Below are 25,946 nucleotides of genomic sequence, written 5' to 3' on the forward strand. Positions count from 1 at the left end.
CACACCGAAGGCCGGGCGAGACGCTCGCCCGGCCTTCGTGGTGTGTGCGGTGCGGCCGCTCCGGAGCTACTGCTCCCGGGGCGCGGCGGTGACGTCGGCGGCGTCGGCGACTTCGGCGACGTCCTGCTCGGGCACCGTGTGGCCCGAACGGATGAGGTCGATGCGGCCCATCACCTTGGCGCGCAGGTCGACCGGAACGTCATCGCTGCCGCAGCAGCGCTTGACGAGCTTCTTCACCGCCTGTTCGAGGCCGTACTTCTCCAGGCACGGGGAGCACTCCTCGAAGTGCACCTCGAACTTGGTGCAGTCGGTGTCGGGCATCTCTCTGTCGAGGAACTCGTAGAGATGGTCCAGGACCTCTGAGCAGTCCGTCTCGTGCGGATCTCCGCAGCTCATGAGCCCGAGCCTTTCAGATCGTGCGACTCTCCGGCGCCCGCGGGAACCAGCCCGCGGTCGCGAGCGTAGTCCTCGAGCATGCCGCGCAGCTGGCGGCGGCCCCGGTGCAGCCGGGACATCACCGTACCGATGGGTGTACCCATGATGTCCGCGATCTCCTTGTACGCAAAGCCCTCTACGTCGGCCAAGTAGACGGCGATGCGGAACTCCTCGGGGATCGCCTGGAGCGCTTCCTTCACGTCCGAGTCCGGCAGGTGGTCGAGCGCCTGCGACTCGGCGGAGCGCAGACCCGTCGACATGTGCGACTCGGCGCGGGCGAGCTGCCAGTCCTCGATCTCCTCGGCGGCGGAGCGCTGGGGCTCGCGCTGCTTCTTGCGGTACGAGTTGATGAACGTGTTCGTGAGGATCCGGTACAGCCACGCCTTGAGGTTGGTGCCCTCGCGGAACTGGTGGAAGGATCCGTACGCCTTGGCGTAGGTCTCCTGCACCAGGTCCTCCGCGTCCGCGGGGTTGCGCGTCATGCGCAGCGCGGCGGAGTACATCTGGTCGAGGTAGCCGAGGGCGTCCCGCTCGAAGCGCGCGTTGCGCTCCTCGGTCGTCTCCTCGGGGCCGTCGTCGGTCCCTGTGTCGGTCCCAGTGACCGGACCCACCTCCTCCAGCGCTGCGGCGAACCCGAACGCGGACCCGCTCGCTTCGGAGGATAGACGAGGAACCGCCCCGCCCGCCGCCCGAACAGGCGCGACCTTGGGCGCCGGCAGCACCGTCCAATCCAGGTCAGCGGCCTGCGCACGCTCGGGGCAGATGGTCGAACCCATGCGACGGACTCCCTCTTCCTTTGCTCGTGAGCACCGATGTCCCTGACAACAGTGGTCCCGCGCTCCACATTCCCGGGAGGGCCGCCCGGTCACCGAAGTGACGTGATCCACGCGGACACTTCACGCACGATCACCTCGACGGCCTCCTCCTGCGAGAGCGGGGCGCGCTTGGCGACGGCGAAGCCGTGGTCGCCGTAGGGCACCTCCGCGAGCGTGTACGGGCCGTCCGGGAACTCCTCCGGCCTGCCGAAGGGGTCGTTGCCGCCCTGGACGACGAGCGTGGGGACGCCGGAGCCGAGGAGTTCGTCAGCTCGGGAGCTCTCGGGCCGGCCCGGCGGGTGCAGCGGGAAGCTGAGCGCGAGCACCGCCGAGGCGCCCAGCTCGGCGGCGGTGCGGCAGGCCACCCGGGCGCCGGCGCTGCGCCCGCCGGCGATCACCGGCAGGCCGGGGGCGGCGAGGGCGGGCCACAGGCCGCGCCAGCCGGTGTCGAGGGTCTTCGGCGCGGGGGCCAGCTTCTTGCCGGCCACCCGCCAGGGCTGCTCGACCAGCGCCACGGTCACGCCCTGCGCGGGCAGCGCGGCGGCCAGGGCCACCAGGTCGCGGGCCTCGATGCCGCCGCCCGCGCCGTGGCTCACGGCGAGGACGGTCCACGGCTTCTTCGCGGCGGCCCAGGTGATCCGGGCGTCCCCGGCCTCGGTCGGAACGATCTCGGTCTCGGTCACGGCCCCATCCTGCCGTCCCGAGGGCCCGGAAGCTCAGAAGAGGGTGCCCTCCTCCGGGCCCTCCAGCTCGGTCAGCAGCTCGGGCCCGTTGTTGCGCACGTTGCTGACCGCCGTCGGCACCGGGTAGGCCCGCATCAGGCCCTCGGGCGGCGGGGCGAGCAGCGAGCGCAGCTCGTCGAGGCCGGTGCGGTGCGGGTCGAGCCAGGCGTCCCAGCGGTCGGGGGTGAGCATCAGCGGCATCCGGGGGTGGATGTCGGCGAGCGAGCGGGGCCCCTCGGCCGGGGCGACGCCCAGCGGTCCCGTCTCGGCCTCGGTGGTCACGACGGAGCAGGTGACCCACCAGGCCGAGGGGTGGTCGTCGGGCAGGGTGCGGTCGCGCCAGAACTCGTAGAGCCCGGCCATCGCGAAGACCGAGCCGTCGGCGGGGGTCACGAAGTACGGCTGCTTGCGGGGCCGCTTCTTCTTCCCCTCGACCTCCAGCTCCCGCTCGGCCGCGGCGGTCACCCACTCGTAATAGCCGTCGGCGGGCAGGATGCAGCGGCGGGCCGCGAAGGCCTTCTTGAAGGAGGGCTTCTCGTGCAGGGTCTCCGCGCGGGCGTTGATCATCCGGGCGGCGCCCTCCGGGCTCTTCGCCCAGGACGGCACGAGCCCCCACTTCAGGGCGCGCATCTGGCGAACCGGGCGGCGTGATTCCGCGTCTTTCAGAGGACGCTCCAGGATCGCGTAGACCTCCTTGGTCGGGGCCACGTTCCAGTCGGGGGCCAGGGTCTCCTCCGGCTCCCACTTCTCGACCTCGAAGACGTCCACCAGGTCCTCGGGGCGCCTGCTCGCCGCATACCGTCCGCACATGAGTGCCACACTGCCACGACCCCGCCCCCGAACGAGGAGCCTCTTCGCATCATGAGCCTCACCCAGGGCGTACTCGACGCACAGACCGCGCCCGCGCAGTGGATCGTGATCGCCACGGCGGTCGCCGCGCTGGCCGCGGTCCTGCCCCGCCCGATATGGCGGCTGTCCCGCAACGCGATCACCATCGCCCACGAGGGCGGCCACGGCCTGGCCGCGCTCGTCACCGGACGGCGGCTGCAGTCGATCCGGCTGCACTCGGACACCAGCGGGCTGACCGTCTCGCGCGGACGGCCCACCGGGCTCGGCATGATCCTCACGGCCGCCGCCGGCTACACCGCCGCTCCGCTGCTCGGCCTCGGCGGGGCCGCGCTCCTCGGCAGCGGCCGGGTCACCCTGCTGCTGTGGCTGGCCACCGCGCTCCTGGTGGCGATGCTGGTGATGGTCCGCAACGCGTACGGCGTCTTCACCGTGCTGCTCACCGGCGGCGTCTTCCTGCTGGTGTCCTGGCTGACCGGCCCGGACGTCCAGTCGGTCTTCGCGTACGCGGTGGTGTGGTTCCTGCTGCTCGGCGGGGTCCGGCCGGCCTTCGAACTGCAGGCGAAGCGGCGTCACGGCGGGGCGCCCGACTCCGACGCCGACCAGCTCGGCCGGCTCACCCACGTGCCGCCCGCGCTGTGGCTCCTCTTCTTCCACGCCGTCTCGATCTGCTCCCTGATCGGCGGAGGACGCTGGCTCCTGGGCGTGTAGCACCCCCGTAAAGTGAGGGCATGACCGAAAGCTCCGCGCCCACCGATCCGCTGACCGGCCTCTGGCCCGCCCCCTACGCCGGGGGTGCCGGCGGTGCCGTTGACGCCACCGTCACCGTGCCCGGATCGAAGTCGGTCACCAACCGCGCCCTCGTGCTCGCCGCGCTGGCCGCCGAGCCGGGCTGGGTCCGCCGGCCGCTGCGCTCGCGCGACACCCTGCTGATGGCGGAGGCGCTGCGCACCCTCGGCGTGAAGATCGAGGAGGGCGTCGGCCCCGACGGCACCGGCGAGGCCTGGCGGGTCATCCCGGCCGGGCTCCGCGGCCCCGCGGCCGTGGACGTCGGCAACGCCGGCACCGTCATGCGCTTCCTGCCGCCGGTCGCGGCCCTCGCCGAGGGGCCGGTCCGCTTCGACGGCGACCCGCGCTCCCACGAGCGCCCGCTGCACGGGGTCATCGACGCGCTGCGCGCGCTCGGCGCCCGGATCGACGACGACGGGCGCGGCGCGCTGCCGATGACCGTGCACGGCGGCGGCTCCCTGGAGGGCGGTGTCGTGGAGATCGACGCCTCCTCGTCCTCCCAGTTCGTCAGCGCCCTCCTGCTGTCCGGCGCGCGCTTCAACCAGGGCGTGGAGGTGCGGCACGTCGGCGGGCGGCTGCCCTCGCTGCCGCACATCCGGATGACCGTCGACATGCTGCGGGCGGTCGGCGCGCAGGTCGACGAGCCGGAGCACGGCGGGCGGCCCGACGTGTGGCGGGTGGCGCCGTCCGCGCTGCTCGGGCGGGACCTGGTGGTCGAGCCCGACCTGTCCAACGCGCAGCCGTTCCTGGCCGCCGCGCTGGTCACCGGCGGCCGGGTGACGGTGCCGGACTGGCCGGCGCGCACCACCCAGCCCGGTGACGCGCTGCGGGAGATCTTCACCGAGATGGGTGGCTCCTGCGAGCTGACCGAACGGGGCCTGACCTTCACCGGCACCGGCCGGATCCACGGCATCGACGTGGACCTGGGCGAGGTCGGCGAGCTGACCCCCGGCATCGCGGCGGTCGCCGCCCTCGCCGACTCCCCCTCGACCCTGCGCGGCGTCGCCCACCTGCGGCTGCACGAGACGGACCGGCTGGCCGCCCTGACCAAGGAGATCAACGGGCTGGGCGGTGACGTCACCGAGACCGAGGACGGGCTGCACATCCGCCCGCGCCCGCTGCGCGGCGGGGTCTTCCACACGTACCACGACCACCGGATGGCGACCGCGGGCGCGATCATCGGCCTGGCCGTCGAGGGCGTGGAGATCGAGAACGTGGCGACGACGGAGAAGACCTTGCCCGACTTCCCGAGGATGTGGACCGAAATGCTCGGGGTCTGAGCCATGCGGCGTTACGGGAAGCACACCGACGAGGACGACATCCGCCAGCGGCCCAACCGCAAGGGCAACCGTCCCCGCACCACCATCCGCCCCAAGCACGAGGACGCCGTCGAGGGCATGGTCCTCACCGTCGACCGGGGCCGGCTGACCTGTCTGGTCGAGGACCGGGTCGTGATGGCGATGAAGGCCCGCGAGCTGGGCCGCAAGGCCGCCGTCGTGGGCGACCGGGTCTCCCTGGTGGGCGACCTGTCGGGCGAGAAGGACACCCTGGCGCGGATCGTGCGGATCGGCGAGCGCAGCTCGGTGCTGCGCCGCACGGCCGACGACGACGACCCGTACGAGCGGGTGGTCGTGGCCAACGCCGACCAGCTGGCGATCGTCACCGCGCTCGCCGACCCCGAGCCGCGCCCCCGGCTGATCGACCGCTGTCTGGTCGCGGCCTACGACGGCGGGCTCTCCCCCTTCCTGGTCCTCACGAAGTCGGACCTGGCACCGCCGTCGGCCCTGCTGGAGCTCTACGGCGACCTGGACATCCCGTACGTGGTGGTCAACCGCGAGGAGCTGTACGACGGCGGGGCGGCGGACCGGGTGCGCGAGCACCTGGGCGACCGGGTGACGGCCTTCGTGGGGCACTCGGGCGTGGGCAAGACGACGCTGGTGAACGCGCTGGTGCCGGAGGAGCGGCGGCGGGTCACGGGCCACGTGAACGCGGTGACCGGGCGCGGCCGGCACACCACCACCTCGGCGCTCGCGCTGCCGCTGGACAAGGCCGACGGCTGGGTCATCGACACGCCCGGCGTGCGCTCCTTCGGGCTGCACCACGTCGACCCGTCGCGGGTCATCCTCGCCTTCCCGGACCTGGAGCCGGGGACGGAGAACTGCCCGCGGGCCTGCAGCCACGACGAGCCGGACTGCGCGCTGGACGCCTGGGTGGCGGAGGGCCACGCCGATCCGGCCCGGCTGTACTCGCTGCGGCGGCTGCTCGCGACCCGTGAGCGACGCGAAGGCGACTGATCCGCGCGTTTGCGGTCCCCCGTGTCTGGTAAATGCATAATCGCACCAAGCGAGACGAAGCAGTCACCGACGGCGTGGGAGGCACTGACGATGGCGTGGCTGCTGGTGGTGGTCGCGGGGATTCTGGAGACGGGGTTCGCGGTCTGCCTCAAGCTCTCGCACGGTTTCACCCGGCTGTGGCCGACGGTCGCCTTCGCGGCCTTCGCGCTGGGCAGCTTCGGTCTGCTGACGCTGGCGCTGCGCAAGCTGGACGTGGGTCCGGCGTACGCGGTGTGGACCGGGATCGGGGCGGCCGGGACGGCGATCTACGGGATGGTCTTCCTCGGCGACCTGGTCTCCACGCTCAAGATCGTCTCGATCTCGCTGGTGATCATCGGCGTCATCGGTCTCCAGCTGTCGGGGTCCGCCCACTGAGCTTCTGGTGCCTGCGGCCGAGGTAGCCGACGGCGCACCAGGCCAGGAAGAGCACGACGGCGGCGGCGATCCCCGCGGTGGTGCCGGTGAAGACCAGGGCGAGCAGCACCGCGGTCACGAGGACGATCCCCCGGGACGTCGAGGTGAACGCGTCCACGCGCAGGGCGAGGCGCAGGGCGCCCGAGGGCTCTCGGGTGTCCGTCATGGTGGTACCTCCGGTGGTCGAGGGGGCCGGCCGGGCCGCGTGCGGGCCGGCCGGCCCCTGGTCGTGACACTAGCGAGCGGGACTCATCGGGTCCGACGGGTCATCGGATCCGACGGGCCGTCCGGTCGGACGGATGATCCGATCCGACGGTCGTCCGTTCCAACGGGTCACCGGATCCAGCGGGTTCCGAATCCCCAGTGGACGTTGACCTTGCGGCGGTGCTTGCCCCAGCTCTTCTCGCGCCGGAAGGCGTCGATCCAGCGCTTGGGGCTCTGCGGGGCGCCGCGGAGCCGGTAGCGGCTCCACACGCCGGGTCCGAAGACGCCGGCCGCGCCGTACGCCATCTGCTTGTAGTAGCCGGAGCGGCTGCGCCGCGCGTTGCTGATCCGGTAGCGGGCGGCACCGCCGGCCGCGCCGAGGGCGGAGCCGATGATGAGGCCGCCGGCCCCGGCGCAGATGCCGGCCGTGGCGGCGACGCAGGCCGCGCCGACGACGCCGATGCCGATGCCCGCGGCCCAGCCGTAGATCTTCCGGTGGCGGCGGATGTGCTTGCCGATCCGGCTCTTCTTGAACTGCTTCCACTTCTTCTTGCACCAGCCGCAGCCCCACTTGCCGTCCAGGTCGTAGGCGTTGACCGGGTCGGCGTTGACGTAGTCGTAGGCGTTGGCGCTGCCGCCGTAGACGGGGTCGAGGGAGAGGAAGCGGCCGGTGGCCGGGTTGTAGAGGCGGACGCCCATCAGGGTGAGGCCGGTGAGGGTCTCGCTGCTGCGCTGCTTGCCGCCGAGCCAGCCGTAGCGGGTGCCGGGCTGTCCCGAACGGGGGTTGCCGTACTCGTCGTTGTCCAGCACCTGCGGGGCGTCGGCCGGGTCCAGCGGGAGCTGGAGGGCGACGTCGCCGTGGATGTCGGTGAGCTGGAGGACGACGTTCCCGGTGGCGGCGGTGGTCGCCGCCAGGTCGCCGGAGGCCGAGTCCACGTTGCGGGAGACCTCGCCGCTCGTGGTGTCCTCGGTGATCCAGCGGGGGCTGTCGCCCTCGCCGTCGTAGTGGTTCACCTTGGCGGCGGTCTGCGACCAGACGCCGTCGGTCTGGGACTCGACCGTCCAGCCGCGGAAGCGGTGGTCGGCGTCGAGGCTCCAGGTCTGGCGCAGGGCGCCCGCGGTCTGCCGGCGCACCAGGTCGTTGGCGTAGTACTCCAGGCCGGTGCCGGGCAGGGCCGTGGTGCGGCCGAAGGCGTCGTAGACGTAGCCGCTGTCGACGAGCCGGTCGGCGCTGTCGTAGGCGTGGTTCACGACGGTGCCGCCGGAGGCCGGGCAGGCCGCGCCCGCGGCGGCCTCCGCGGTGGTCAGCGAGGTGCGGTTGGTGCGCTTGTCGAAGCCGTAGGCGCGCCGGACGCAGGTGTCGCCGACGGTGTCGAGGACGGTGGTGAGCCGGCCGGCCCGGTCGTACCCGAGGCTCTGGGTGGACCAGCCGGAGTGGCTGACGACCTGGCCCTGCACGGATTCGGCGACGGTGTCGGAGGCCACGGTGACGCCGTCGGAGTCCCGGGTGTAGACCCGGGAGACGGGGGCGCCGGTGGTGTCCTCGGTGACCGTCAGGGTGTAGCCGCCGGGCAGCTTCTCGCTGGTGACGCTGCCGTCGGCGTCGTACCGGGCCTCGAAGGCGCCGGCCACGGAGTCGGTGGTCCGGGTGACCAGGCCGCGCGGCTCGACGGCGTGGTCGTAGGTGTAGGTGACGGTGGACGGGACGGAGTCGGTGACCTTGACCGGCCGGTCGAGCAGGTCGTACTCGGTCTTCGTCTCGCCGCCGTCGGCGTCGGTGTAGGAGATCAGGCGGCCGAGCTTGTCGTACGCCTTGTAGATCGTGCCGCCGGTCGGCGAGGAGGTCTTGACCTCGCGGCCGGTCTCGCCGTTGTACTCGACGGTGGCCTCGGGGACCGCGTCGCCGACGCCGCCGCTCGTCACGGTCCTGACGGGGCGTCCGGCCGCGTCGGGGGTGGTGGTCACGGTGCGGGTGACCCCGTTGGCGGTGGTGGTCACCTTGGCCTCGGAGCCCCACCAGTTGTACTCGGTGGTGACGGTGGGCAGCTGGGCCGGGTTGGCGCCGCCGCCGGTGATCGCGCCGGCCGGTCCGGTGGAGCAGACCTTGTCGGCCCACTCCGGACGGCCCTGGCAGGCGCCGGTGCCGGTGCCGGACCAGTAGGTGGTGACCCGGGTGCCGGCGTCGGTGCCGGTGGCGCCGGGCAGCAGTTCCTTGACGGTGCGGCCCTGGGCGTCGTACTCGATGGCGGTGGTGATCGCGAGGCCGCCCGGGTCGCGGATCACCTTGACCGGCAGGCCCTTGGCCCAGTCGTACTGGGTCTGGGTCACCTGGGCGCCGGTCTGGACGTCCGGGTGGGCGGGGAGCTGGCCGCCGGTGGTGGTCCGGGTGACCTTGTCCTCGACCTTGGCGGAGCCGTCGGTCGGGCGTCCCTCGTCGTAGGCGTTGACCGTCCAGGAGCGGAGGGGTGCCGAGGCGCCGGCCTTGAGCACGGTCTGCCCGCCGGAGACGACGTCCTCGGTGAGGGTGGCGCGGTGCAGCGGGCCGAGCTCCTCCAGCTCACGGGTGCCGGTGTCGTTGTAGACCGAGCGGACGGCGAGCAGCTCGGCCCGCTCGGGCACGGTGAGCCGGTCGAGGCCGAGTTCGGCCTGGACGGCGCGGTCGGCGGGGGTGAGGCCGAGGGCGACCGAGCGGTTGCCCGGGGAGAGCTCGCGGACGGTGTTGCCGTGCGCGTCGAACTCGGTGGTGCTGATCCGGCCGCCGGGCGCCGCCGTGTTCACCTCGCGTCCGGAGACGTCGGTGTACGTGAGGGTGGCGCGCCGGTAGTCGGCGGCGGTGAGCCCGGATCCGGCGTGGGAGCCGGGCACGGAGTCGGCCGGGAAGACGGCGCTGGCGTCCGTCGGGGCGTCGGTCTGGCCCCAGGCGGCGACGTCCTGGACGCCCATCTGGTAGGGCGCCGAGGCGCCGGTCAGCGGCACGTCGTAGACGATGCTGGTGGCGGCGTCGCCGCTGGTCTGGTCGGCGGAGCCCTGGACCAGGGCGGGGCGGCGCACCTTCAGGAGCATGCCGTCGCCGGCGGTGGGGCTGTTGCCGGCCTTGCCGTAGTCGAGGTTCCAGGGCAGTTCGCCGCGGGCCTGGATCCAGAAGACCCGGCCGGCGGTGTCGTACGAGTACTGGGTCTGCCCGGCCTGTCCGGTGGCCGGGTTCCACTGCTGGCGCAGCCGGCCGGCGGCGTCGTAGCGGTAGGCGGCGACGGCCTTGGAGGTGGCGCCGGCGGCCCCGGGCTCGGTGGACCAGGCGCGGATCTCCTTGACCTGTCCGGCGAAGTCGCCGAAGTCGGCGCCGGTGCTGTAGCCGGTGGCGGTGGTGGCCGTGGCGTAGACGTACTCCAGCGCGCGGCAGCCCTTGGTGGCGGGTGCGGCGGCGCAGGCCGTGGCGGCGACGGCGGAGGTGGGCGCGACGACCAGGCGGGGCCGGGCGAGCTTCCTGCCGTCGACGGTGACGGTCTCGGAGACCACGGTGGTGGTGGAGTCGGCGAGGCCGTCCATGCCGGTGGTGGCGACCTGCCAGGCGGTGGCGCCGGCCTCCGGCTTGCTGAAGACGGTGACGGCGCCCTCGGTGTCCTTGAGGGTGAGCGAGCCGGTGAGCGCGCCGCTGAGGGTGAGGTCCTCGGCGCCGGGCTCGGGCTCCCAGCCGCCGCCGCTGGTGGCGGTGAAGCCGGTCTCCTCGCCGTCCGCGTCGACGACGGCGACGGAGGTGGCGGAGGTCTGCTTCAGGTAGGCGTAGTCGGACTCGCTCTCCTCGGCGACCGTGCCCGCGGTCCACTCCTTGCCGAAGATCGCCGCCTGGCCCTCCTGGGAGCCGCCGGTGGCGGGGCGCCGGGAGGAGGCGGTACGGGTGACGGTGAGGTCGAAGAGCGAGGCGTCGGTCTCCGACAGGGTGTAGTCACCGGTCAGCAGGTTGACGGTGCCGGGCCCGATGTCCTCGGAGGGCGCGGTGCCCGCGGTGCGGTCGACCGTGGCGGTGGCGACGGGCGAACCCGCGGAGGTGGTGCCGTCGGTGAAGACGGCGCGGACGTCGACCGGGCCGTCCTCGGCGAGGGTGGTGGTGATGTTCCAGTTCAGCGCGGCGGGCTTCCCGGCGGGGGCCGGCAGCGGCCAGGCGGCGACGGCGGAGCCGTCGGAGGCCTTGCTGACGTCGGCGAGCGGGACGTTCTTCCAGGTGTCGGTCTCGCCGCGGCGGTACTGGTAGGTCACCCCCGTGTAGGTGTCCTTGCCCTGCGCGGTGAGCGCGGTGCGCCGGGCCGGGCGGTCGCCCTCCGCCGGGGCGGTCAGGGCCGCGCCCGCACCGGCGTAGAAGAGGTGCGAGGTGACGGTCGAGGCGTTGCCGGCGGCGTCCCGGGTGCGGGCGGTCAGGGTGTGCTTGCCCGCGGGGACGGTGACGGTCGCGGTGACCTGGCCGCCGGTGGTGGGCAGCGCCGTCCACGCGCCGCCGTCGACGGCGTACTGCACGTCGGCGACGTCGGAGGCGGGCGGGGTGAAGGTGAAGGCGCCCGTCACGTTGCCGTCGGCGTCCGGGGTGCCGGCCCAGGTCTCGGCGGGGAAGTCGGCCGAGGCGATGGCGGAGGCGGCGGGCGCGGCGGTGTCGACCGTGAAGTTCTGCCAGGCCGACCAGGTGCCGTTCCACGCGGTGCCGTCGTAGACGGCGGCGCGCCACTTGTACGCGCCGGGGGCCAGCGCGGTGGTGGCGGTCCAGGGGGCGTCGGTGCCGGAGGCGACGTAGGCGGACTTGCCGGTCTGGAGCGCGGCGCTGCCGTTCGCCGCCCAGATCTCGTAGCTGAGCTGGACGGTGTTGCCGTCGGAGTCGGTGGCCTTGCCGGTGATCGTCGGCAGGGTGTCGCTGGTCGACGAGCCGCTGAGCGGGGCCACGGGGGTGGCCGCGCCGGGCTTGGTGTTGTAGGTGACCGACAGGTACGGGGTGTTGGAGGCCGCGTTGCCGGAGTTGAAGCGCTTCCAGCCGTAGGCGTCGGACTCGTCGGTCGCGCGGATGCCGAGGGTGTTGGTGCCCTTGCCGTTGTCGGCCCAGGCCTGGGCGAGGGTCTTGACGTCGGCGGTGACCCAGCCGTCGGCACAGGCGGAGGAGAAGCCCTTGGTGGCCGTGGAGGTGGCCCACTTGTTGTTCCAGTTGGGCTGTGCGGTCCAGCGGGTGGCGGTGGTGACCGAGCCGGTGTCCCAGACCTCCCAGCTCCTGGGCGTGCAGGACCACGAGTGCTGGTTCCACAGGTTGAGCTTGGCCGACTCGATCACCTTGCCGGTGATCTTGGCCATGGGGAAGGCGAGGAACGAGCGGGCGATCTGGCCGGAGCCGTTGTTGCCCAGCTTGAGCTCGGTGGCGGTGGACTGGTCGGTGCCGTAGCCCTGCTGGACGAAGGTGTCGAAGCTGGTCCCGAGGGAGACCGCCGGGTCGACGGTGACCGGGAACACGGTCTTCGGGTCGGCCAGGAAGGCCGCGTCCGGGGTCAGGGTGACGTCGACGCTGTCGCCGTTCTGGGTGAGCGCGAGGCCCACCGGGGCGGTGTGGGTGCGTTCGCCGCTGCGCGGGTCGACCTGGGCGTCCCACATGACGGGGGCGGGGACGACACCGGCGGTGCGCCCGGTCTTCGCGTCGGTGAAGGTGATCGAACCGTCGCCGTTCCGCCGCGCCGTGAGGCCCTTGGCCTCCAGGGTGAGCGTGACCGAGCCGTTGGCGCCGACCGCCCGCCGGTCCTTGAGCTCCAGGAACTGCTCGTAGCCGGTACGGGTCGACTCGACGATCAGGTCGGTGTACGGGAGGGCCTCGGCGTAGCGGGCCTCGGTGCCGTGGACCGTCGGATCGGCCAGCGCGCCGCGCCAGTTGACGGATATCCGGCGGCCGTGGCGGTCGTCGAGCCGGACCAGCGGCACCGACGGGGTCCGCTTCTCTCCGGCCCGTCCGCCGGACCGCTGGATCTTCGCGGCGGTCGCGGCGGGGGTCCGGCCGGCCAGGGTGAGGCCGAGCGGGTGGTCGTGCGCGGCCACGCTGCCGTCGCCGCGCTTGACGAGGTCCACGTCGATGGTGCGCCAGTTCCCCAGCGGGTCCTTGTAGCGCTGCGGTCCGGAGGCGGCGTCCAGGGTGACGGTGCCGTCCGGGTTGGCCCAGGTGGTGGTGGACTCGGTCCGCTCCGACAGGGCCTCGACGCGCTTGCCGGAGAGCCGGGCGGCGACCTGCGCCGACTTCAGGTCGGCGGCCTCGGTGGCGGCGCGCGGCGCGGGCTGCCGCGCGGCGGGTTCGGTGGTGGCCGTCGTGGACAGGGACACGGCGAAGGCCTCGCCGCCGGCCCCCACCACGAGGGCGGTCTCGACGACCAGCGTGGCCGCCACGACGGCGGCGACGGCGGTCAGTCTTCTGGCTCTGCCACGGAGGGGGCGGAGGCCCAAGGAGCCTTCCTCCGGGGGACTTTCGTCTATCGACTGGCGGTTCCACTTGTCGGTCGGCACCGGTTCTCCCTCAGTAGCCTGAACGTGCCATCAAAGGAATGCGTCGGCGATCGTTCCATTCGCACATGGCGAATCGCACCGCCAACTCCCCTGTTCAGAGGAAGACTTGAGGTTTCCGGCCGGTACCGGGTCAGTCGCCGGGCGGCATCGCCGGGCGAACTCCCGCCGCCTGGTGCATAGCCGCTGAGACCAGCGCGTCGCGGACAAGGCGTACCCGATCGCCCTCCGTTTCGCGCCCCGTGGCGGCCACCACGAAGGACAGGGCGAGGCGCAGGGCGAGTTCGCAGGAACGCGCGGTATCGGCCGCGTCGACGGCCTCCGCTCCGTGGGCGGTGTCCGCTCCGTGGGCGGTCTCCGCTCCGTAGGCGGTCTCCGCCTCGGCTCCCGTGCCCGCTCCCCCACCGGCGCCCGTGCCGGGCGCGAGCAGCGCCGCCGCCAGGTCCCTCGCCTGGCCGAGCAGCTCCCCCGGCGAGGGCACCCCCAGGTCGGCGCGCCGCTGCTCGGGCACGACGGCGGCGCGGGCCCCGGCGCGCACGGGTCGCGGGGCGGGCAGCCACTCGCCCCAGGCGCCGGTGAGCAGGGCGCGGAGCACGGGCCGGGCGGCGGCCGCGGCGACCGTCCACTCGGCGACGGCGACCAGCCTGCGGGCGGGCGGCCCCGGCTCGGCGAGCGCCGCCTCGACGCCGCGCAGGTAGCGGTCGGCCTCGCGCCGCACGAGGGCGCGGGCGAGCCCCTCCTTGCTGCCGAACTCGTTGTAGAGGGTCTGCCGGGAGACCCGGGCGCGGACGGCGAGGTCGACCATGCGCACCGCGGACCAGGGCTGGGCGCCCAGGGTCGCCAGGGCCGCGTCGAGCAGGGTCTCGCGGGCAGTCGGCATCGGTCGCCTCCCAGCCGGGTCGGTACTGCGCTCAGCGTTGACGTGCGACCACGCACTGTCAAGGGCCGCCGCGGACCGACCCGTGTCCGGGGGATAGAGTTTCGACATGGCCGAATACCACGACGATCTGCGTCTGGCCCATGTCCTCGCGGATGCCGCGGACGCGGCCACGATGGACCGGTTCCAGGCGCTCGACCTCAAGGTCGAGACCAAGCCCGACATGACCCCGGTCAGCGAGGCCGACAAGGCCGCCGAGGAGCTGATCCGCGGCCAGCTGCAGCGCGCGCGGCCGCGCGACGCGATCCTCGGCGAGGAGTACGGCGTCGAGGGCACCGGCCCGCGCCGCTGGGTGATCGACCCCATCGACGGCACCAAGAACTACGTGCGCGGGGTGCCCGTGTGGGCGACCCTGATCGCCCTGATGGAGGCCGGCGAGACCGGCTTCCAGCCGGTCGTGGGCGTGGTCTCCGCGCCCGCGCTCGGCCGCCGCTGGTGGGCGGCGAAGGGCCTCGGCGCGTACACGGGCCGCAGCCTCGCCTCGGCGACCCGGATCGGGGTGTCGAAGGTCGGGCGCCTGGAGGACGCCTCCTTCGCCTACTCCAGCCTGACCGGCTGGGAGGAGCGCGGCCGCCTCGACGGCTTCCTCGACCTCAGCCGGGCGGTCTGGCGGACCCGCGCGTACGGCGACTTCTGGCCGTACATGATGGTCGCCGAGGGCTCGGTGGACCTGTGCGCGGAGCCGGAGCTGTCGCTGTGGGACATGGCGGCGACCGCGATCGTGGTGCAGGAGGCCGGCGGAACCTTCACCGGCCTGGACGGACGCCACGGCCCGCACAGCGGCAACGCGGTGGCGTCGAACGGACTGCTGCACGGGGAGCTGCTCAGCTACCTCGGCGGCTGAGCGGCCCCCCGTTCCCCGGTGGCGGGGCGGCCGGGCGTCAGCCCAGCCGCCACCACTGCCCGGCGTCGTTCTGGTCGCAGGCGGCCATGGAGTTCAGGTAGCCGACCCCGTTGCTCTTCAGGCACTGGCCGGTGACCGCGTTCTTGGCCATCCGCCAGCCGTTGCCGCCGTCGATCAGGCGCCACTTCTGGGCCGGCGCCACGCCGCCCCACGGGCTGTTGAGGCCGTCGCGCGTGGCCGACCCCAGCTGCGGGAGGGCCAGGTCGTTGATGCCGCCGGCCTCCAGCACCTTGTCGTAGCCGTGGCTGATCGCGCTGGTCCCGTCGCAGTAGCGCCACACCGTCCAGGTCTGCGCGGGCGACCCGTTGGGCGTGTAGGTGCCGACCCGCTGGCCGTCGGCCTCGTTGTCGTACGGCAGGTCCAGCGCGCCGCCCCGGTAGGTGGCGACCTCGGTGCGGGTGCTGGTGGGCGGCGGCAGCTGGCCGCAGTCGGTGGTCTGCGCGGCCTGCGCCGCCGGGGCGGCCGCCAGGGCCGCCCCCGCGACGGTCACGGCGGCGCCGAGGCCGGCGACGAGGGCACGGAGGGATGTCATGGGAGTCCTTTCTTCGTACGTACGGAGGGGTCGTGACGCCGTGGTCCGCGGACGGCCGCCTGTCACGCGGCGGCCCGTCACGCGGTGGTCCGTGGTGAGGTGGTCCGTGGTGAGGTGGTCCGTCACGCGGTGACCTGGAAGCCGTGGGCCTTGCCCAGCCGCTCCAGGGTGGTGCGGCCGGGCAGCCCGTCGGCGTCCGCGCCGCCGAAGCCGCAGCGGCGCTGCCACGCGGCGTACGCGGTCATCGTCTTGGTGCCGAAGGAGCCGTCCGCCCACTGGGCGGGCAGCAGCCCCTCGGCGGCCAGGGCGCGCTCCACGGGGATCACGTCGGCGCGGTGCGCAGCCGCGCCCTGGGCGGCGGCCGGGTCGGTGCGGGCGGCGGCGAGCACCCGGGCGAGGCTGACCACGGACCGCAGGTGGGACGGGGAGGGCCGCTGCTTCGCCCCGGCTCCGCCCGCGGCGGCGAAGAGCGCCGCCGGGTCGATCGCGCCCGGGTCCCAGTGGTCGTTGCCCGGAACGTGGACGTGGCCGAAGTGTCCGCCCCTGCCGCGCCAGTCGGTGCGCGACCGGCCGCGCCCGGCCCACACGTCGGGCACGCCCCAGGAGCGCACGGCCGCCATGAGGGCGCCGAAGCGCGGCCCCGGCTTCCAGTAGCCGGTGAACGGGGTCGCTGCGCGGGCCAGGACCTCGATCTGGACGCAGACCCGGCCGGTCCGGTTGGTGCGGGTGTCACCGTCGTTGCGCAGCGCGCGGGCGCTGCGGTCGAGCGGCCCGAACTGGCCGAGCCGGTCGGTGGTGGGGTCGTACAGCAGGTGGGGTTCGCTGCCCTGCCGGATCAGGTACGCGCCGACGGCGTCGAAGGCCGCGTTCCCCGCACCGCTCTCGGTGGTGTGCCAGACCACCCGGGGCGGGAGTTCCGGGCTGTCCATCGGGCCGCCGATCGCGCCGTCGCCGAGGCGGACGACGCCGGGGATCCAGGTCGTTCCCATCGGGTCAGCTCCCGAAGGTCTGCACGTAGCGGCCCCAGTTGCCGCGCTGGCGGGGGCTGTAGCCGATGCCGATGGCGCGGTAGCTGCCGCTGAGGATGTTGGTGCGGTGCCCGGGGCTGTTCATCCACATCCGCATGGCCTCGGGGACGCTGTTGCCCGGGGTGACGTTCTCCGCGCGGGCGGTGTTGCCCGGGTACCCGGCGTCGCTGATGCGGCGGCTGAAGTCGGAGCCGTCGGTGCCGTTGTGCTGGGTGAGGTCGTTCACGGCCATGTCGTTGGCGTGCCGCTGCGCGGCGGCCGACAGGCGGTCGTCGAGCCGCAGGTCGGGGACGCCGGCCCGGCGCCGCTCCTGGTTGACCATGGCGAGCATCTCGCCGCGGAAGTCACCGCCGCCCGGCTGGGGCTGGGGCTGCGGCTGGGGCTGGGGCCGGCTTCCGCCACCGGTCTGGCCACCGGTCTGGCCGGCCGGGACGAGCTGCCAGAGCTGGCCCTGGTTGGCGGGGTCGCGGCGCCAGACGCCGAGCGCGGCGCCCTGGCCGTCGGCGGTGAGGTAGGCGGCGCCCTCGTTGCCGCGGGCGCTGCGCAGCAGGACCCGGCCGTTGCCGCCGTCCTCCAGGTGCCAGCGCTGGTTGTCCTGGCCGTGCTCGCGGACCAGATGGGTCGTGTAGTTGGAGAAGTTGTAGTCCATCACCATGGCCTGGCCGGGACCGTGGGTGTTGTGGGTGAGCTGGGTCTCCAGGAGCCAGGTGCCGTTCTCCTTGGCCCAGAACACCCAGCCCTGGGCGGCGGTGCCGTTGGGCGCCCAGGCCTGGATCCGGTTGCCGTCACTGGCCTGGCTCGCGTTCACGTCGGCGGCCCTGCCGTTCGCCGCGACCAGTGTCCAGACCTGCCCGTTCTGAGGCTGCGTCGTCATGTCGTCCCGTCTCCTGTCGTGTCGTTGACCTGACGGGGCATACGTTCACGGACCCCGGTAGACAGGCGGTCAACGCGCGTAGCGGAGGGGGTGCCGGGGGTGACGGCCCCCCGGTCACCGCTCCGGCCCAGCGCTTCGGACCACCGCTCCGGATCAGTGCTCCGGATCAGCGCTCCGGCAGGCCGCCCAGCAGTGCCCGGACCGCCGCCTCCTCCTCGGTGATGCCGAGCCGTCCGTACACCTCCGCCGCGTCCTGGAGACAGGCCCGGGCCTGGCTGGGGCGGCCGAGGACGGCGAGGGACGAGCCGAGGGTGTGGAGCAGGGCGGCCTCCAGGGCTGCGCTGGTCTTGCGGGCGAGCGGCAGCACCGCCTCGGCGGCCTCAGCGGCGAGCGCGGCCCGGCCGGACTCGGCGTGCAGCCGGGCGGCGAGGTCGCCCGCCGCCGCCTCGAACACGGCGACCTGGAGCCGGGCGAACTCCTCGCGCGCGCCGAGCGCGTGCCCGAGCGCCCCCTCCGGGTCCCCGCACAGCCGCAGCACCCGGGCCAGGTAGTAGCGCCCGGTCGCGGCGGACACCGGTCCGGTGCCGCTCATCAGCCGGGCCCCGCGCTCGGCGGCCCGCCGGGCCTCGTCGAGGCGTCCGGTGTGCGCGGCGTTGAAGGCGAACTCGCCGAGCGCGCTGCCCTCGGCACGTTCGGCGCCGAGCTCCCGGAAGGCCGCGGCGGCCCGGCCTGCGTGCTCGGCGGCCTCGGCGTGCCGGCCGTGGATACGGGCGTTGCCGGCCAGGGTGAGCAGCGCCTTGGCCCGGACCCGTGCGGCGGCGCCGGTGCCGGTGTCGCCGTCGCCGTCGCCGTCGCCGCAGAGGGTGACCGCCCGGGCGATCTCGGCGCGCGACTCCTCGTACCGGTTGACGTGCCAGAGCATGTTGCCGCGCACGTACCGGGCGAGCGCCTGGGGCCCGTGGGCGTCGCGGGCCTCGGCCGCCTCGGCGACCTGGTCCGCGAGGGCGGCGATGACGCTGGTCTGGGTGCGCTCGAAGAGCACCGAGCCCATCTTGTCGACGAGTTCGGCCGCCTGGGCCAGCGGCAGCGCCTCGTCCGCGCAGGCCAGGGCGACGGCCGCGGCGTGCACGGCCGCCTGTTCGCGCATCCAGCGGACGGCGTCGGGCCCGGTCGCGAGCGCCCGGCCGGGGCGGGTGACGGGGGTGCCCAGGAGGCTCTGCTCCGCCGGGTCGACCGAGCGGGCGGCCGTGTCGGCGTTACGGGCGGTCGCCAGGCAGAAGTCGAGCAGCCGGCCCGCCGCCGCGGTGCGCCCGGCGCCGGTCTCCTCCTCGGCGGCCCGGTCGCGGGCGTAGGCGCGCACCAGGTCGTGGAAGCCGTAACGGCCGAAGCCCGGCGACTGGAGGAGGTTGAGGTCGACGAGCCCTTCGAGGAGCTCGTCCGCCTCGGCCTCGGTCCGGTCGAGGAGCGCGGCGGCGCAGGGGAGCGCGATCTCGGGCGCGTCGGGCAGCGAGAGGAGCCGGAAGGCGCGGGCCGCCTCGGGCACGAGCCGGTGGTACGAGAGCGCGAACGTCGCCTCCACCGCCCGCTCCCCGTCGTCGAGGGCGGCGAGCCGCCGCTCGTCGCGGAGCCCTTCGGCGAGCGCGGCGAGGCTGAGCCCGGGGTCGGCGGCGAGCCGGGACGCGGCGATGCGGACGGCGAGCGGGAGGCGTCCGCAGGCCCCGACGATCTCCTCGACGCGGCCGGGTTCGGCCGCGGTCCGCTCGGCGCCCGCGATCCGGGTGAAGAGTTCGGCGGCCTCGGCGGCGGGGAGCGGGTCGATGCGGAGGTGGTGGGCGCCGGCGAGTCCGGGCAGCCGGGTGCGGCTGGTGACGAGGACCGCGCAGTCGGCGGAGCCGGGCAGGAGCGGCTCGACCTGTTCGGGTCCGGCCGCGTTGTCGAGGACGACGAGCACGCGGCGGCCGGTGAGGGCGGAGCGGTAGCAGGCCGAGCGTTCGGCGGTGCCGGGCGGCACCTCCTCCGCGGCGACGCCGAGGGCGCGCAGGAACTCGGCCAGGACGGCGGCGGGTTCGCGCGGCGCCCGGTCGGCGCCGCGCAGGTCGGCGAAGAGCTGCCCGTCGGGGAAGCGCCCGGCCGCCCGGCGGGCCGCGTGCACGGCGAGGCTGGTCTTGCCGACGCCGCCCATGCCGTCGAGGGCGGACACCACGACCGCCCGGCCGCCGGCCCCGGCGAGCCGTTCCGCGAGCTCGTCGACGGCGCCGCCGCGGCCGGTGAAGTCCGGCAGGTCCGCCGGGAGTTGCCGGGGCGCCTGCCAGGCGGGCCCGGGCTGCGCGGCCGGTGCGGGCAGCAGCGCGGGGTCGTCGCGCAGGATGCGCAGCTGGAGCCCGGCGGGCGAGTCGGGCCCCCGGTCGCCCGGGGGCAGGTCGCCCCGGGCGTCCTCGAAGACGGCGAGCGCCTCGGCGGTGCGTCCGGCCCGGTGCAGGGCGCGCATGAGGACCGCGACGAGCCGGGGGCGGCCCGGGTGCTCCAGGCAGAGCGCGGCGGCCTCGGCGGTGAGCTCGGCCCGGTCGGCGAGCTCGACGTCCAGTTCGAGCCGCCGCTCCAGCACGCCGAGCCGCTCCTCCCCGAGCCGCGCCCGCACGGCCTCGGCGTGCGGCCCCCCGACCCCGGCGAGCGGCTCCCCGACCCACAACCCCAGCGCGGCCCGCAGCAGTTCCCGCACGCGGGCGGACCCGGCGAGGGAGGAACCGACCGGTTCGACGGACCCCATGAGGGCGGAACCGACCGGTTCGCAGGGCCCGGCGGGCGCCCCCGCGACCCGTTCGACGGACCCGTCGGCCGCCCCCGCGACCCGTTCGACGGACCCGGCGGCCGCCCCCGCAACCCGTTCGACGGACCCGGCGGCCGCCCCCGCAACCCGTTCGACGGACCCGGCGGCCGCCCCCGCCCGCTCGGCCTCACCCAGCAGCCGTCGCCACTCCCCCCGGTCCACCCACGCCCCCGGCGCCCGCAGCGCGTACCCGTCCCCGACGCGGACGATCGGGGACTCGTCGAGGTGCGGGCGGAACGCGGACCGCAGCCGGTAGACCAGGAGTTGGAGGGCCTTGCGCGGATCGGCGGGACCGGCGCCCCCGCCCCAGACGCCCTCGGCGAGGACGTCGTGCGCGACCGCGCGTCCGGAGGCGTCGAGCAACACGGCCAGCAGGGCGCGCTGTTGCGGCCGGCCCAGGTCGAGCTCCTGGTCTCTGTACCAGGCCCGCAGGGGTCCGAGCAGCGCGAACTTCAGCCTTCCCGTGTCCCCGGCCTCTCCCGGCGCTCCCGGCCGCCCCGCGGCCCGCTCCTCCCCCGCCGCCCCCGCGACCCCCCGCTCCCTCGTCTCCCCCTTCTCCCCCGTCCGTCCCGCGGCCCGGCCGCCCATGACTCCCGTCACTTCCCTGTCCCATCCCCGATGACCTGTGGCTTTCCCCCTCGGACCGCCCTCCGGCGCGCGACGCGCCCACGGCGCGCAACCCCATCGGGGGGCGTGGTCCGGCCGCCTATGATGCGGCACGCAACCTGCGACGGACTCATGGCTGACGGGGGTGTCATGGGACTCGAATTCGCCATTCTCGGCCCGCCCCGCGCGTGGCACGACGGGCACGAGCGCGCGCTCGGACGCCCGCAGCAGCGCGCGCTGTTGTGCGCCCTGCTGCTCGCGCCCGGCGAACTCGTGCCCACGCAGCGGCTGATCACCGCGCTGTGGGGCGAGGACGACGAGGGCTGGCCCAAGGACCCGGTCGGCCAGATCGGCACGCACGCCCACCGGCTCCGCCGGGCGCTCGACGCGCCGGACGCTCTGCTCGGCTCCTCGGGCGGCTACCGGCTGGCGATCGCCCGCGAGGCGGTGGACGTCTTCCGGTACGAGGACGAGGCCGCCCGCGCCACGGCCCTGCTGCGGGGCGACCCGGAGGCGGCCCGCGAGCTGGCGGTCACGGCCCTCGGCCGCTGGCGGGGCGGCCCGCTCGACGGGGTGCCGGGGCCGCTCGCCCGGCGCACCCGGGACCGGCTCACGGCCTCCCGGCACGCGGTGCGGATGACCCTGTACAAGGCGGAGCTGGCGCTGGGCCGGCACGCCGAGGCGCTGCCCGCGCTGCGCGAACTGGCGGCGGCGCACCCGGAGGACGAGGAGGCCCACCGGCTCTGCCTGCTCGCGCTGTACCGGTGCGGGCGCCGGCCGGAGGCGCTCGCCCTGTTCGCGGCGCTGCGCGAGCGGCTCGACCGGCGGCTCGGGATCGACCCGGGCGGCGCGGTGACCGCGCTGTACGGGCGGATCCGCCGGGACGACCGCTCGCTGGCGGTGCCCGCTCCGCCGCGCCGCCCGGCGCGGCCCTGCCAGCTGCCCCCGGACATCCCCGACCTGGTCGGACGCGGGGCCCAGGTCCGGGAGGCGGAGCGGCTGCTGCGGGCCGGCAGCCCGGTGGTGGCGGTCTCGGGGCCGTACGGGACGGGCACGTCGACCCTCGCGGTGCACCTGGCGCACCGGGTGCGGGACGCCTTCCCGGACGGGCAGTTGTACGCGCGGGGCGACGCGGTCGGGGACGTACGGGAGGTCATGGCCGGTTTCCTGCGGTCCCTGGGCGAGCGGCCGCCCGAGGACGCGTGCGCGGGGGCGCTCGGTGCCCGCTACCGGGCGGCGCTCGCGGGCCGCCGGGTGCTGGTGCTGCTCGACGGGGCGCCGGAGCCGGGGGTGCTGCTGCCGGACGTGGCGGGGTGCGCGGCGCTGGTGGCGGAGACGGGCGGGGAGCTGGCGGCGGAGGTGGCGCGGCTGCGGATCGGGCCGCTGGAGCCGGACGACGCGTACGAGCTGCTGGTCCGGATCGCCGGCCGGGACCGGATCCACCGCGAGTCCGGCGCGGCGCGCGAACTGGCCGCGCTGTGCGGGCATCTGCCGGCCCGGCTGCGTACGGCGGCGGCCCGGCTCGCGGCGCGTCCGCAGTGGTCGGTCGCGGACCTGGTGGGCCGGCTCTCGGCGTGAGGCACGACGGCGGGACAACACGGCGGCAGGACGCACGGCGGCCCCGGCCGGAGAAGGGGTCCGGCCGGGGCCACGTTCGGGGGGCGGGGCGGGGCGGGGGGCCCGCGGGTCAGGTCAGTAGAGGTCCGACTGGATGATGTCGCGGGACGTCTGGGTGAAGCTCCGCGCGGTCATGCCGCTGAAGGTGCCGCACTGGCGGTTGGTGTACCAGATGCTGAGCCCCTGCTCGTTGGTGACCTGGAGGCAGGCGTAGGCGCTGCCGCCCTTGTACCAGCCGCGGGAGGAACACTCGCGGACCCCGTCGGCGGCGTAGACGACGAGCCGGCCGTCGTTCTTCATGACCGCCTTGGCGCCGCAGCCGACCGTGTTCGAGGCCCACATGGGCGTCGCGCGGGACCAGTCGCCCGCGTTCATGGTGCGGTAGAAGACCAGGTTGCCGTCGCCCTGCATGATCAGCCGCGCGTAGTCGGTGCTGACGTGCCAGCCCGGGTAGAGCGGCTCGTCGCCCCACAGGGTGTGGGTGCCGCCGTCGTACGCGGCCTGTGCCGTGCCCGATCCCGCGAGCGTCCCGGCCAGCGCCAGCAGCCCCGCCGCCACGGCCCCCGCCGTCCTGCGCAGCGTCTTCTTCACGATCGTCATCCCCGTCGCCTTTCTGTGGTCCGGCTTGCGCGCCGATCCTCGGAGACGGCGGTAGACAAACGATGAACGTCCGATCGGCGGACATGCGTACGGGCCCTCGTGCTCCCCCGTACGCCACGCGCGCCCCCTTGTTGGCGGGGCGGCCCGGTGTCACTCTGAGACTCCCCCCACTTGTGAACTTGTGAAAGAGTTCTCTAACAGGAGGTGGTCCCCTCCATGTTCGTCCGCGACGCCATGAGCACGGTGGTCCTCACCATCGGCCCGGCCCATACCCTCCGCCAGGCGGCCCGCCTGATGTCGGCGCGCCGCGTCGGCGCCGCCGTCGTCCTCGACGCCGACGCCGGCGGGCTCGGCATCCTCACCGAGCGCGACATCCTCAACGCCATCGGCCGGGACGGGGATCCCGACCACGAGACCGCCGACGCCCACACCACCAGGGACGTCGTCTTCGCCGCCCCGACCTGGACCCTGGACGAGGCCGCCGAGGCCATGACCCGCGGGGGCTTCCGCCACCTGGTGGTCCTGGACGACCACGGGCCGGTGGGCATCGTCTCCGTGCGCGACATCATCCGCTGCTGGATGCCGGTGCAGAGCGCCGCCTGAGGACGCGAGAGGGCCGGATCCCCGTACGGATACGGGAATCCGGCCCTCTACCACCTACGGCAGGCGCTCTCAGCCACGCAGGGCCTGGACCGCGGCGTCGAGCCGCTTGCCGAAGTCACCGTCCGCCTTGCGGAAGTTGCCGATCGCCCGCTCGGCGATGTCGTCGCGCGAGACCTTGGCGATGAAGCCCGCCAGGTTCTCCACCAGACGGCCCTTCTCGTCCTCCGACATCAGCCGGTAGAGGTTGCCCGCCTGCACGAAGTCGTCGTCCTCGGCGTGCGAGGGGGCGGCGTGGTCGCCGGTGAGGCCGGAGACGGCGGCGGGCTGCCACAGCGGGCGGTCGGTCTGGTGCGGGCCGCCGAAGCTGTTGGGCTCGTAGTTCTTCGCCCCCGCGTGCCGGCCGTCGTAGAGGAAGCCGTCACGGGAGTGGGTGCGCGCCTCGGTGGCGTGCGGGCGGTTCACCGGCAGGTGGTCGGCGTTGATGCCGACGCGGTAGCGGTGGGCGTCGCCGTACGCGAAGAGGCGGCCCTGCAGCATCTTGTCCGGGGACGGGCCGATGCCGGGCACGAAGTGCGCCGGGGAGAAGATCGACTGCTCGACCTCGGCGAAGACGTTCTGCGGGTTGCGGTTGAGTTCGAGCCTGCCGATCTCGATCGGCGGGTAGTCCTCGTGCGGCCAGACCTTGGTGAGGTCGAAGGGGTTGAAGCGGTAGTTCGCCGCGTCGGCCGCGGGCATGATCTGCACCTGCACGGTCCAGGTCGGGAAGTCGCCGCGCTCGATGGACTCGCGCAGGTCGCGCTGGTGGGAGTCCGGGTCCTCGCCGGCCAGGCGGTTGGCCTCGGCCTGGGTGAGGTTCTTGATCCCCTGGTCGGTCTTGAAGTGGTACTTGACCCAGAAGACCTCGCCGGCCTCGTTGTTCCACTGGTAGGTGTGCGAGCCGTAGCCGTTCATGTGGCGGTACGAGGCGGGGATGCCGCGGTCGCCGAAGAGCCAGGTCACCTGGTGCGTGGACTCGGGGCTCAGACCCCAGAAGTCCCAGACGTTGTCCGCCTCCTGCGAGCCGGTGTACGGGTCGCGCTTCTGGGTGTGGATGAAGTCGGGGAACTTGATGGCGTCCTTGATGAAGAACACCGGGGTGTTGTTGCCGACGAGGTCGTAGTTGCCCTCCTCGGTGTAGAACTTCAGCGCCCAGCCGCGCGGGTCGCGCACGGCGTCGGCCGCGCCGAGGTTGCCGGCGACGGTGGAGAAGCGCAGGAAGGTCTCGGTCTGCTTGCCGACCTCGGAGAGGAACGCGGCCCTGGTGTACGCCGTGACGTCGGCCGTCACCGTGAAGGTGCCGTAGGCGCCCGCGCCGCGCGCGTGGACGACGCGCTCCGGGATGCGCTCCCGGTTGAAGTGGGCGAGCTTCTCCAGGAGCAGCTGGTCCTGGACGAGGACCGGTCCGCCGAGGCCCGCGGTCTCGCTGTTCTGGTTGTCGGCGACCGGCGCCCCGGCCTCGGTGGTGAGCGGTCCCTGCGTCACGTGCGCCTCCTGCGTCGGTTGTGCGGCAAACCTGCGAGCCCTGTCCTGAGCCTTTGCTGTACTCGACCCTACAATAGACATTGTCTAAGTCAAGCCATTCTCCAAAGTCACACCCGTTCGGGACACGCTCCCCCCGACTGTTAGGCTGACCCCCATGAGTGACCTGTTGGAACGACTGCGCGGCCGCGGATGGCGGATGACCGCGCAGCGGCGTGTCGTGGCCGAGGTCCTCGACGGGGATCACGTGCACCTGACCGCCGACGAGGTCCACGCCCGCGCCGTCACGAGGCTGCCGGAGATCTCCCGGGCGACCGTCTACAACACGCTGGGCGAGATGGTCACGCTCGGCGAGGTGCTGGAGGTCGCGACCGACGGACGCGCCAAGCGCTACGACCCGAACGCCCACCGGCCGCACCAGCACCTGGTCTGCGGCCGGTGCGGTGCGATCCGCGACGTGCACCCGGCCGGCGACCCGCTGGCCGACCTGCCGGACGCGGAGCGCTTCGGCTTCACCATCTCGAACGTCGAGGTCACCTACCGGGGCATCTGCCCGAGCTGCGCGACGACCGCGTAGCCGTCCGCCGACCCGTACGGAGAAGGCCCCCGCCAGAACGGCGGGGGCCTTCCCGTTTCCTCGCGGACCGAGGTCCGGGAACGACGAAAGCCCGGATCCGCTTCCGGATCCGGGCCTTCGTGCTACTGAGTAGCGGGGACAGGATTTGAACCTGCGACCTCTGGGTTATGAGCCCAGCGAGCTACCGAGCTGCTCCACCCCGCGTCGGTGAACCCAACCTTACGGGACCGTTCGGAGCAGGGCAAATCAGTAATG

The 25,946-nt window shown here is 74.1% G+C and carries 21 protein-coding genes and 1 tRNA gene; 8 read left to right on the top strand and 14 right to left on the bottom strand.

What is annotated here, in order from left to right:
• Positions 1 to 66 precede the first annotated feature (66 nt).
• The 4 genes from rsrA to ABD981_RS13960 all read right to left on the bottom strand — a co-directional run bounded on the left by rsrA (position 67) and on the right by ABD981_RS13960 (position 2,782).
• Complete coding sequence (gene rsrA / locus ABD981_RS13945) at positions 67 to 396, bottom strand: mycothiol system anti-sigma-R factor (RefSeq protein ID WP_046907348.1); 330 nt, start codon at positions 394 to 396, stop codon at positions 67 to 69.
• Positions 393 to 1,046 (bottom strand): sigma-70 family RNA polymerase sigma factor, encoded by a 654-nt coding sequence (locus ABD981_RS13950; protein WP_046907349.1) that lies wholly within the window; start codon positions 1,044 to 1,046, stop codon positions 393 to 395. Before ABD981_RS13950 ends, rsrA begins: the two co-directional genes overlap by 4 nt.
• Positions 1,047 to 1,300: 254 nt before the next feature.
• A complete protein-coding gene (locus tag ABD981_RS13955; protein WP_046907350.1) occupies positions 1,301 to 1,933 on the bottom strand; it encodes an alpha/beta hydrolase family protein in 633 nt (210 codons plus the stop codon).
• 33 nt (positions 1,934 to 1,966) lie between these two features.
• Positions 1,967 to 2,782 carry an SOS response-associated peptidase gene (locus tag ABD981_RS13960; RefSeq protein ID WP_046907351.1) on the bottom strand — a complete coding sequence of 272 codons (816 nt, stop codon included), beginning with the start codon at positions 2,780 to 2,782 and terminating at the stop codon, positions 1,967 to 1,969.
• A gap of 51 nt (positions 2,783 to 2,833) precedes the next feature.
• Here ABD981_RS13960 and ABD981_RS13965 point away from each other — a divergent pair, with 51 nt between their 5' ends.
• The 4 genes from ABD981_RS13965 (at position 2,834) to ABD981_RS13980 (ending at position 6,315) form a co-directional block, all read left to right on the top strand.
• Positions 2,834 to 3,529, top strand: a complete 696-nt coding sequence (locus tag ABD981_RS13965) for a M50 family metallopeptidase (RefSeq protein WP_046907352.1) — start codon at positions 2,834 to 2,836, stop codon at positions 3,527 to 3,529.
• A 20-nt stretch (positions 3,530 to 3,549) separates the two neighbouring features.
• On the top strand, positions 3,550 to 4,887 hold the full coding sequence (gene aroA / locus ABD981_RS13970) for a 3-phosphoshikimate 1-carboxyvinyltransferase (RefSeq protein ID WP_046907353.1): 1,338 nt from the start codon (positions 3,550 to 3,552) through the stop codon (positions 4,885 to 4,887).
• 3 nt (positions 4,888 to 4,890) lie between these two features.
• The gene (rsgA, locus tag ABD981_RS13975) at positions 4,891 to 5,901 is read left to right on the top strand and encodes a ribosome small subunit-dependent GTPase A (RefSeq protein WP_046907354.1); all 1,011 of its coding nucleotides are present in this window, start codon (positions 4,891 to 4,893) and stop codon (positions 5,899 to 5,901) included.
• A 90-nt stretch (positions 5,902 to 5,991) separates the two neighbouring features.
• Positions 5,992 to 6,315 (top strand): DMT family transporter, encoded by a 324-nt coding sequence (locus tag ABD981_RS13980; protein ID WP_046907355.1) that lies wholly within the window; start codon positions 5,992 to 5,994, stop codon positions 6,313 to 6,315.
• Here ABD981_RS13980 and ABD981_RS13985 read toward each other — a convergent pair.
• From ABD981_RS13985 to ABD981_RS13995, 3 genes are all read right to left on the bottom strand, one after another.
• Positions 6,281 to 6,520: a hypothetical protein gene (locus ABD981_RS13985; RefSeq protein ID WP_046907356.1), complete on the bottom strand. Its 240-nt coding sequence runs from the start codon at positions 6,518 to 6,520 to the stop codon at positions 6,281 to 6,283. The genes ABD981_RS13980 and ABD981_RS13985 overlap by 35 nt on opposite strands.
• Positions 6,521 to 6,687: 167 nt before the next feature.
• Positions 6,688 to 13,011, bottom strand: coding sequence for a DNRLRE domain-containing protein (locus ABD981_RS13990; RefSeq protein ID WP_276205575.1), 6,324 nt, complete (start codon positions 13,009 to 13,011; stop codon positions 6,688 to 6,690).
• Between the two features lie 190 nt (positions 13,012 to 13,201).
• Entirely contained in the window at positions 13,202 to 13,948 is a 747-nt protein-coding gene (locus tag ABD981_RS13995; protein ID WP_046907357.1) for a TetR/AcrR family transcriptional regulator, read from the bottom strand.
• A gap of 106 nt (positions 13,949 to 14,054) precedes the next feature.
• Here ABD981_RS13995 and hisN point away from each other — a divergent pair, with 106 nt between their 5' ends.
• Positions 14,055 to 14,849 carry a histidinol-phosphatase gene (hisN, locus tag ABD981_RS14000; protein ID WP_046907358.1) on the top strand — a complete coding sequence of 265 codons (795 nt, stop codon included), beginning with the start codon at positions 14,055 to 14,057 and terminating at the stop codon, positions 14,847 to 14,849.
• 37 nt (positions 14,850 to 14,886) lie between these two features.
• Here hisN and ABD981_RS14005 read toward each other — a convergent pair whose 3' ends face one another.
• The 4 genes from ABD981_RS14005 to ABD981_RS14020 all read right to left on the bottom strand — a co-directional run bounded on the left by ABD981_RS14005 (position 14,887) and on the right by ABD981_RS14020 (position 20,770).
• A complete protein-coding gene (locus tag ABD981_RS14005; RefSeq protein ID WP_046907359.1) occupies positions 14,887 to 15,441 on the bottom strand; it encodes an RICIN domain-containing protein in 555 nt (184 codons plus the stop codon).
• A gap of 122 nt (positions 15,442 to 15,563) precedes the next feature.
• Positions 15,564 to 16,430, bottom strand: a complete 867-nt coding sequence (locus ABD981_RS14010; protein WP_046907360.1) for a peptidoglycan-binding protein — start codon at positions 16,428 to 16,430, stop codon at positions 15,564 to 15,566.
• Between the two features lie 4 nt (positions 16,431 to 16,434).
• Positions 16,435 to 17,343, bottom strand: a complete 909-nt coding sequence (locus ABD981_RS14015; RefSeq protein WP_123954401.1) for a CAP domain-containing protein — start codon at positions 17,341 to 17,343, stop codon at positions 16,435 to 16,437.
• A 166-nt stretch (positions 17,344 to 17,509) separates the two neighbouring features.
• Complete coding sequence (locus ABD981_RS14020; protein WP_165590924.1) at positions 17,510 to 20,770, bottom strand: AfsR/SARP family transcriptional regulator; 3,261 nt, start codon at positions 20,768 to 20,770, stop codon at positions 17,510 to 17,512.
• A 156-nt stretch (positions 20,771 to 20,926) separates the two neighbouring features.
• On the opposite strand from ABD981_RS14020, the gene ABD981_RS14025 reads away from it, so the two are divergent.
• Positions 20,927 to 22,354, top strand: a complete 1,428-nt coding sequence (locus ABD981_RS14025) for an AfsR/SARP family transcriptional regulator (RefSeq protein ID WP_205628150.1) — start codon at positions 20,927 to 20,929, stop codon at positions 22,352 to 22,354.
• A gap of 114 nt (positions 22,355 to 22,468) precedes the next feature.
• On the opposite strand, the gene ABD981_RS14030 is transcribed toward ABD981_RS14025, so the two are convergent.
• On the bottom strand, positions 22,469 to 22,993 hold the full coding sequence (locus ABD981_RS14030) for a hypothetical protein (protein WP_046907361.1): 525 nt from the start codon (positions 22,991 to 22,993) through the stop codon (positions 22,469 to 22,471).
• A gap of 216 nt (positions 22,994 to 23,209) precedes the next feature.
• Here ABD981_RS14030 and ABD981_RS14035 point away from each other — a divergent pair, with 216 nt between their 5' ends.
• Positions 23,210 to 23,596, top strand: a complete 387-nt coding sequence (locus ABD981_RS14035) for a CBS domain-containing protein (protein ID WP_046907362.1) — start codon at positions 23,210 to 23,212, stop codon at positions 23,594 to 23,596.
• Between the two features lie 69 nt (positions 23,597 to 23,665).
• Here the strand turns inward: ABD981_RS14035 and ABD981_RS14040 are convergent, their stop codons facing one another.
• Complete coding sequence (locus ABD981_RS14040) at positions 23,666 to 25,117, bottom strand: catalase (protein ID WP_046907363.1); 1,452 nt, start codon at positions 25,115 to 25,117, stop codon at positions 23,666 to 23,668.
• Positions 25,118 to 25,271: 154 nt separating this feature from the next.
• On the opposite strand from ABD981_RS14040, the gene ABD981_RS14045 reads away from it, so the two are divergent.
• Positions 25,272 to 25,691 carry a Fur family transcriptional regulator gene (locus ABD981_RS14045; protein ID WP_046907364.1) on the top strand — a complete coding sequence of 140 codons (420 nt, stop codon included), beginning with the start codon at positions 25,272 to 25,274 and terminating at the stop codon, positions 25,689 to 25,691.
• 130 nt (positions 25,692 to 25,821) lie between these two features.
• Here the strand turns inward: ABD981_RS14045 and ABD981_RS14050 are convergent.
• Positions 25,822 to 25,895 (bottom strand) — tRNA-Met (locus ABD981_RS14050).
• Between the last annotated feature and the right edge of the window lie 51 nt (positions 25,896 to 25,946).

The sequence above is a fragment of the Streptomyces showdoensis genome, from assembly GCF_039535475.1.
GTDB classification, from domain to species: domain Bacteria; phylum Actinomycetota; class Actinomycetes; order Streptomycetales; family Streptomycetaceae; genus Streptomyces; species Streptomyces showdoensis.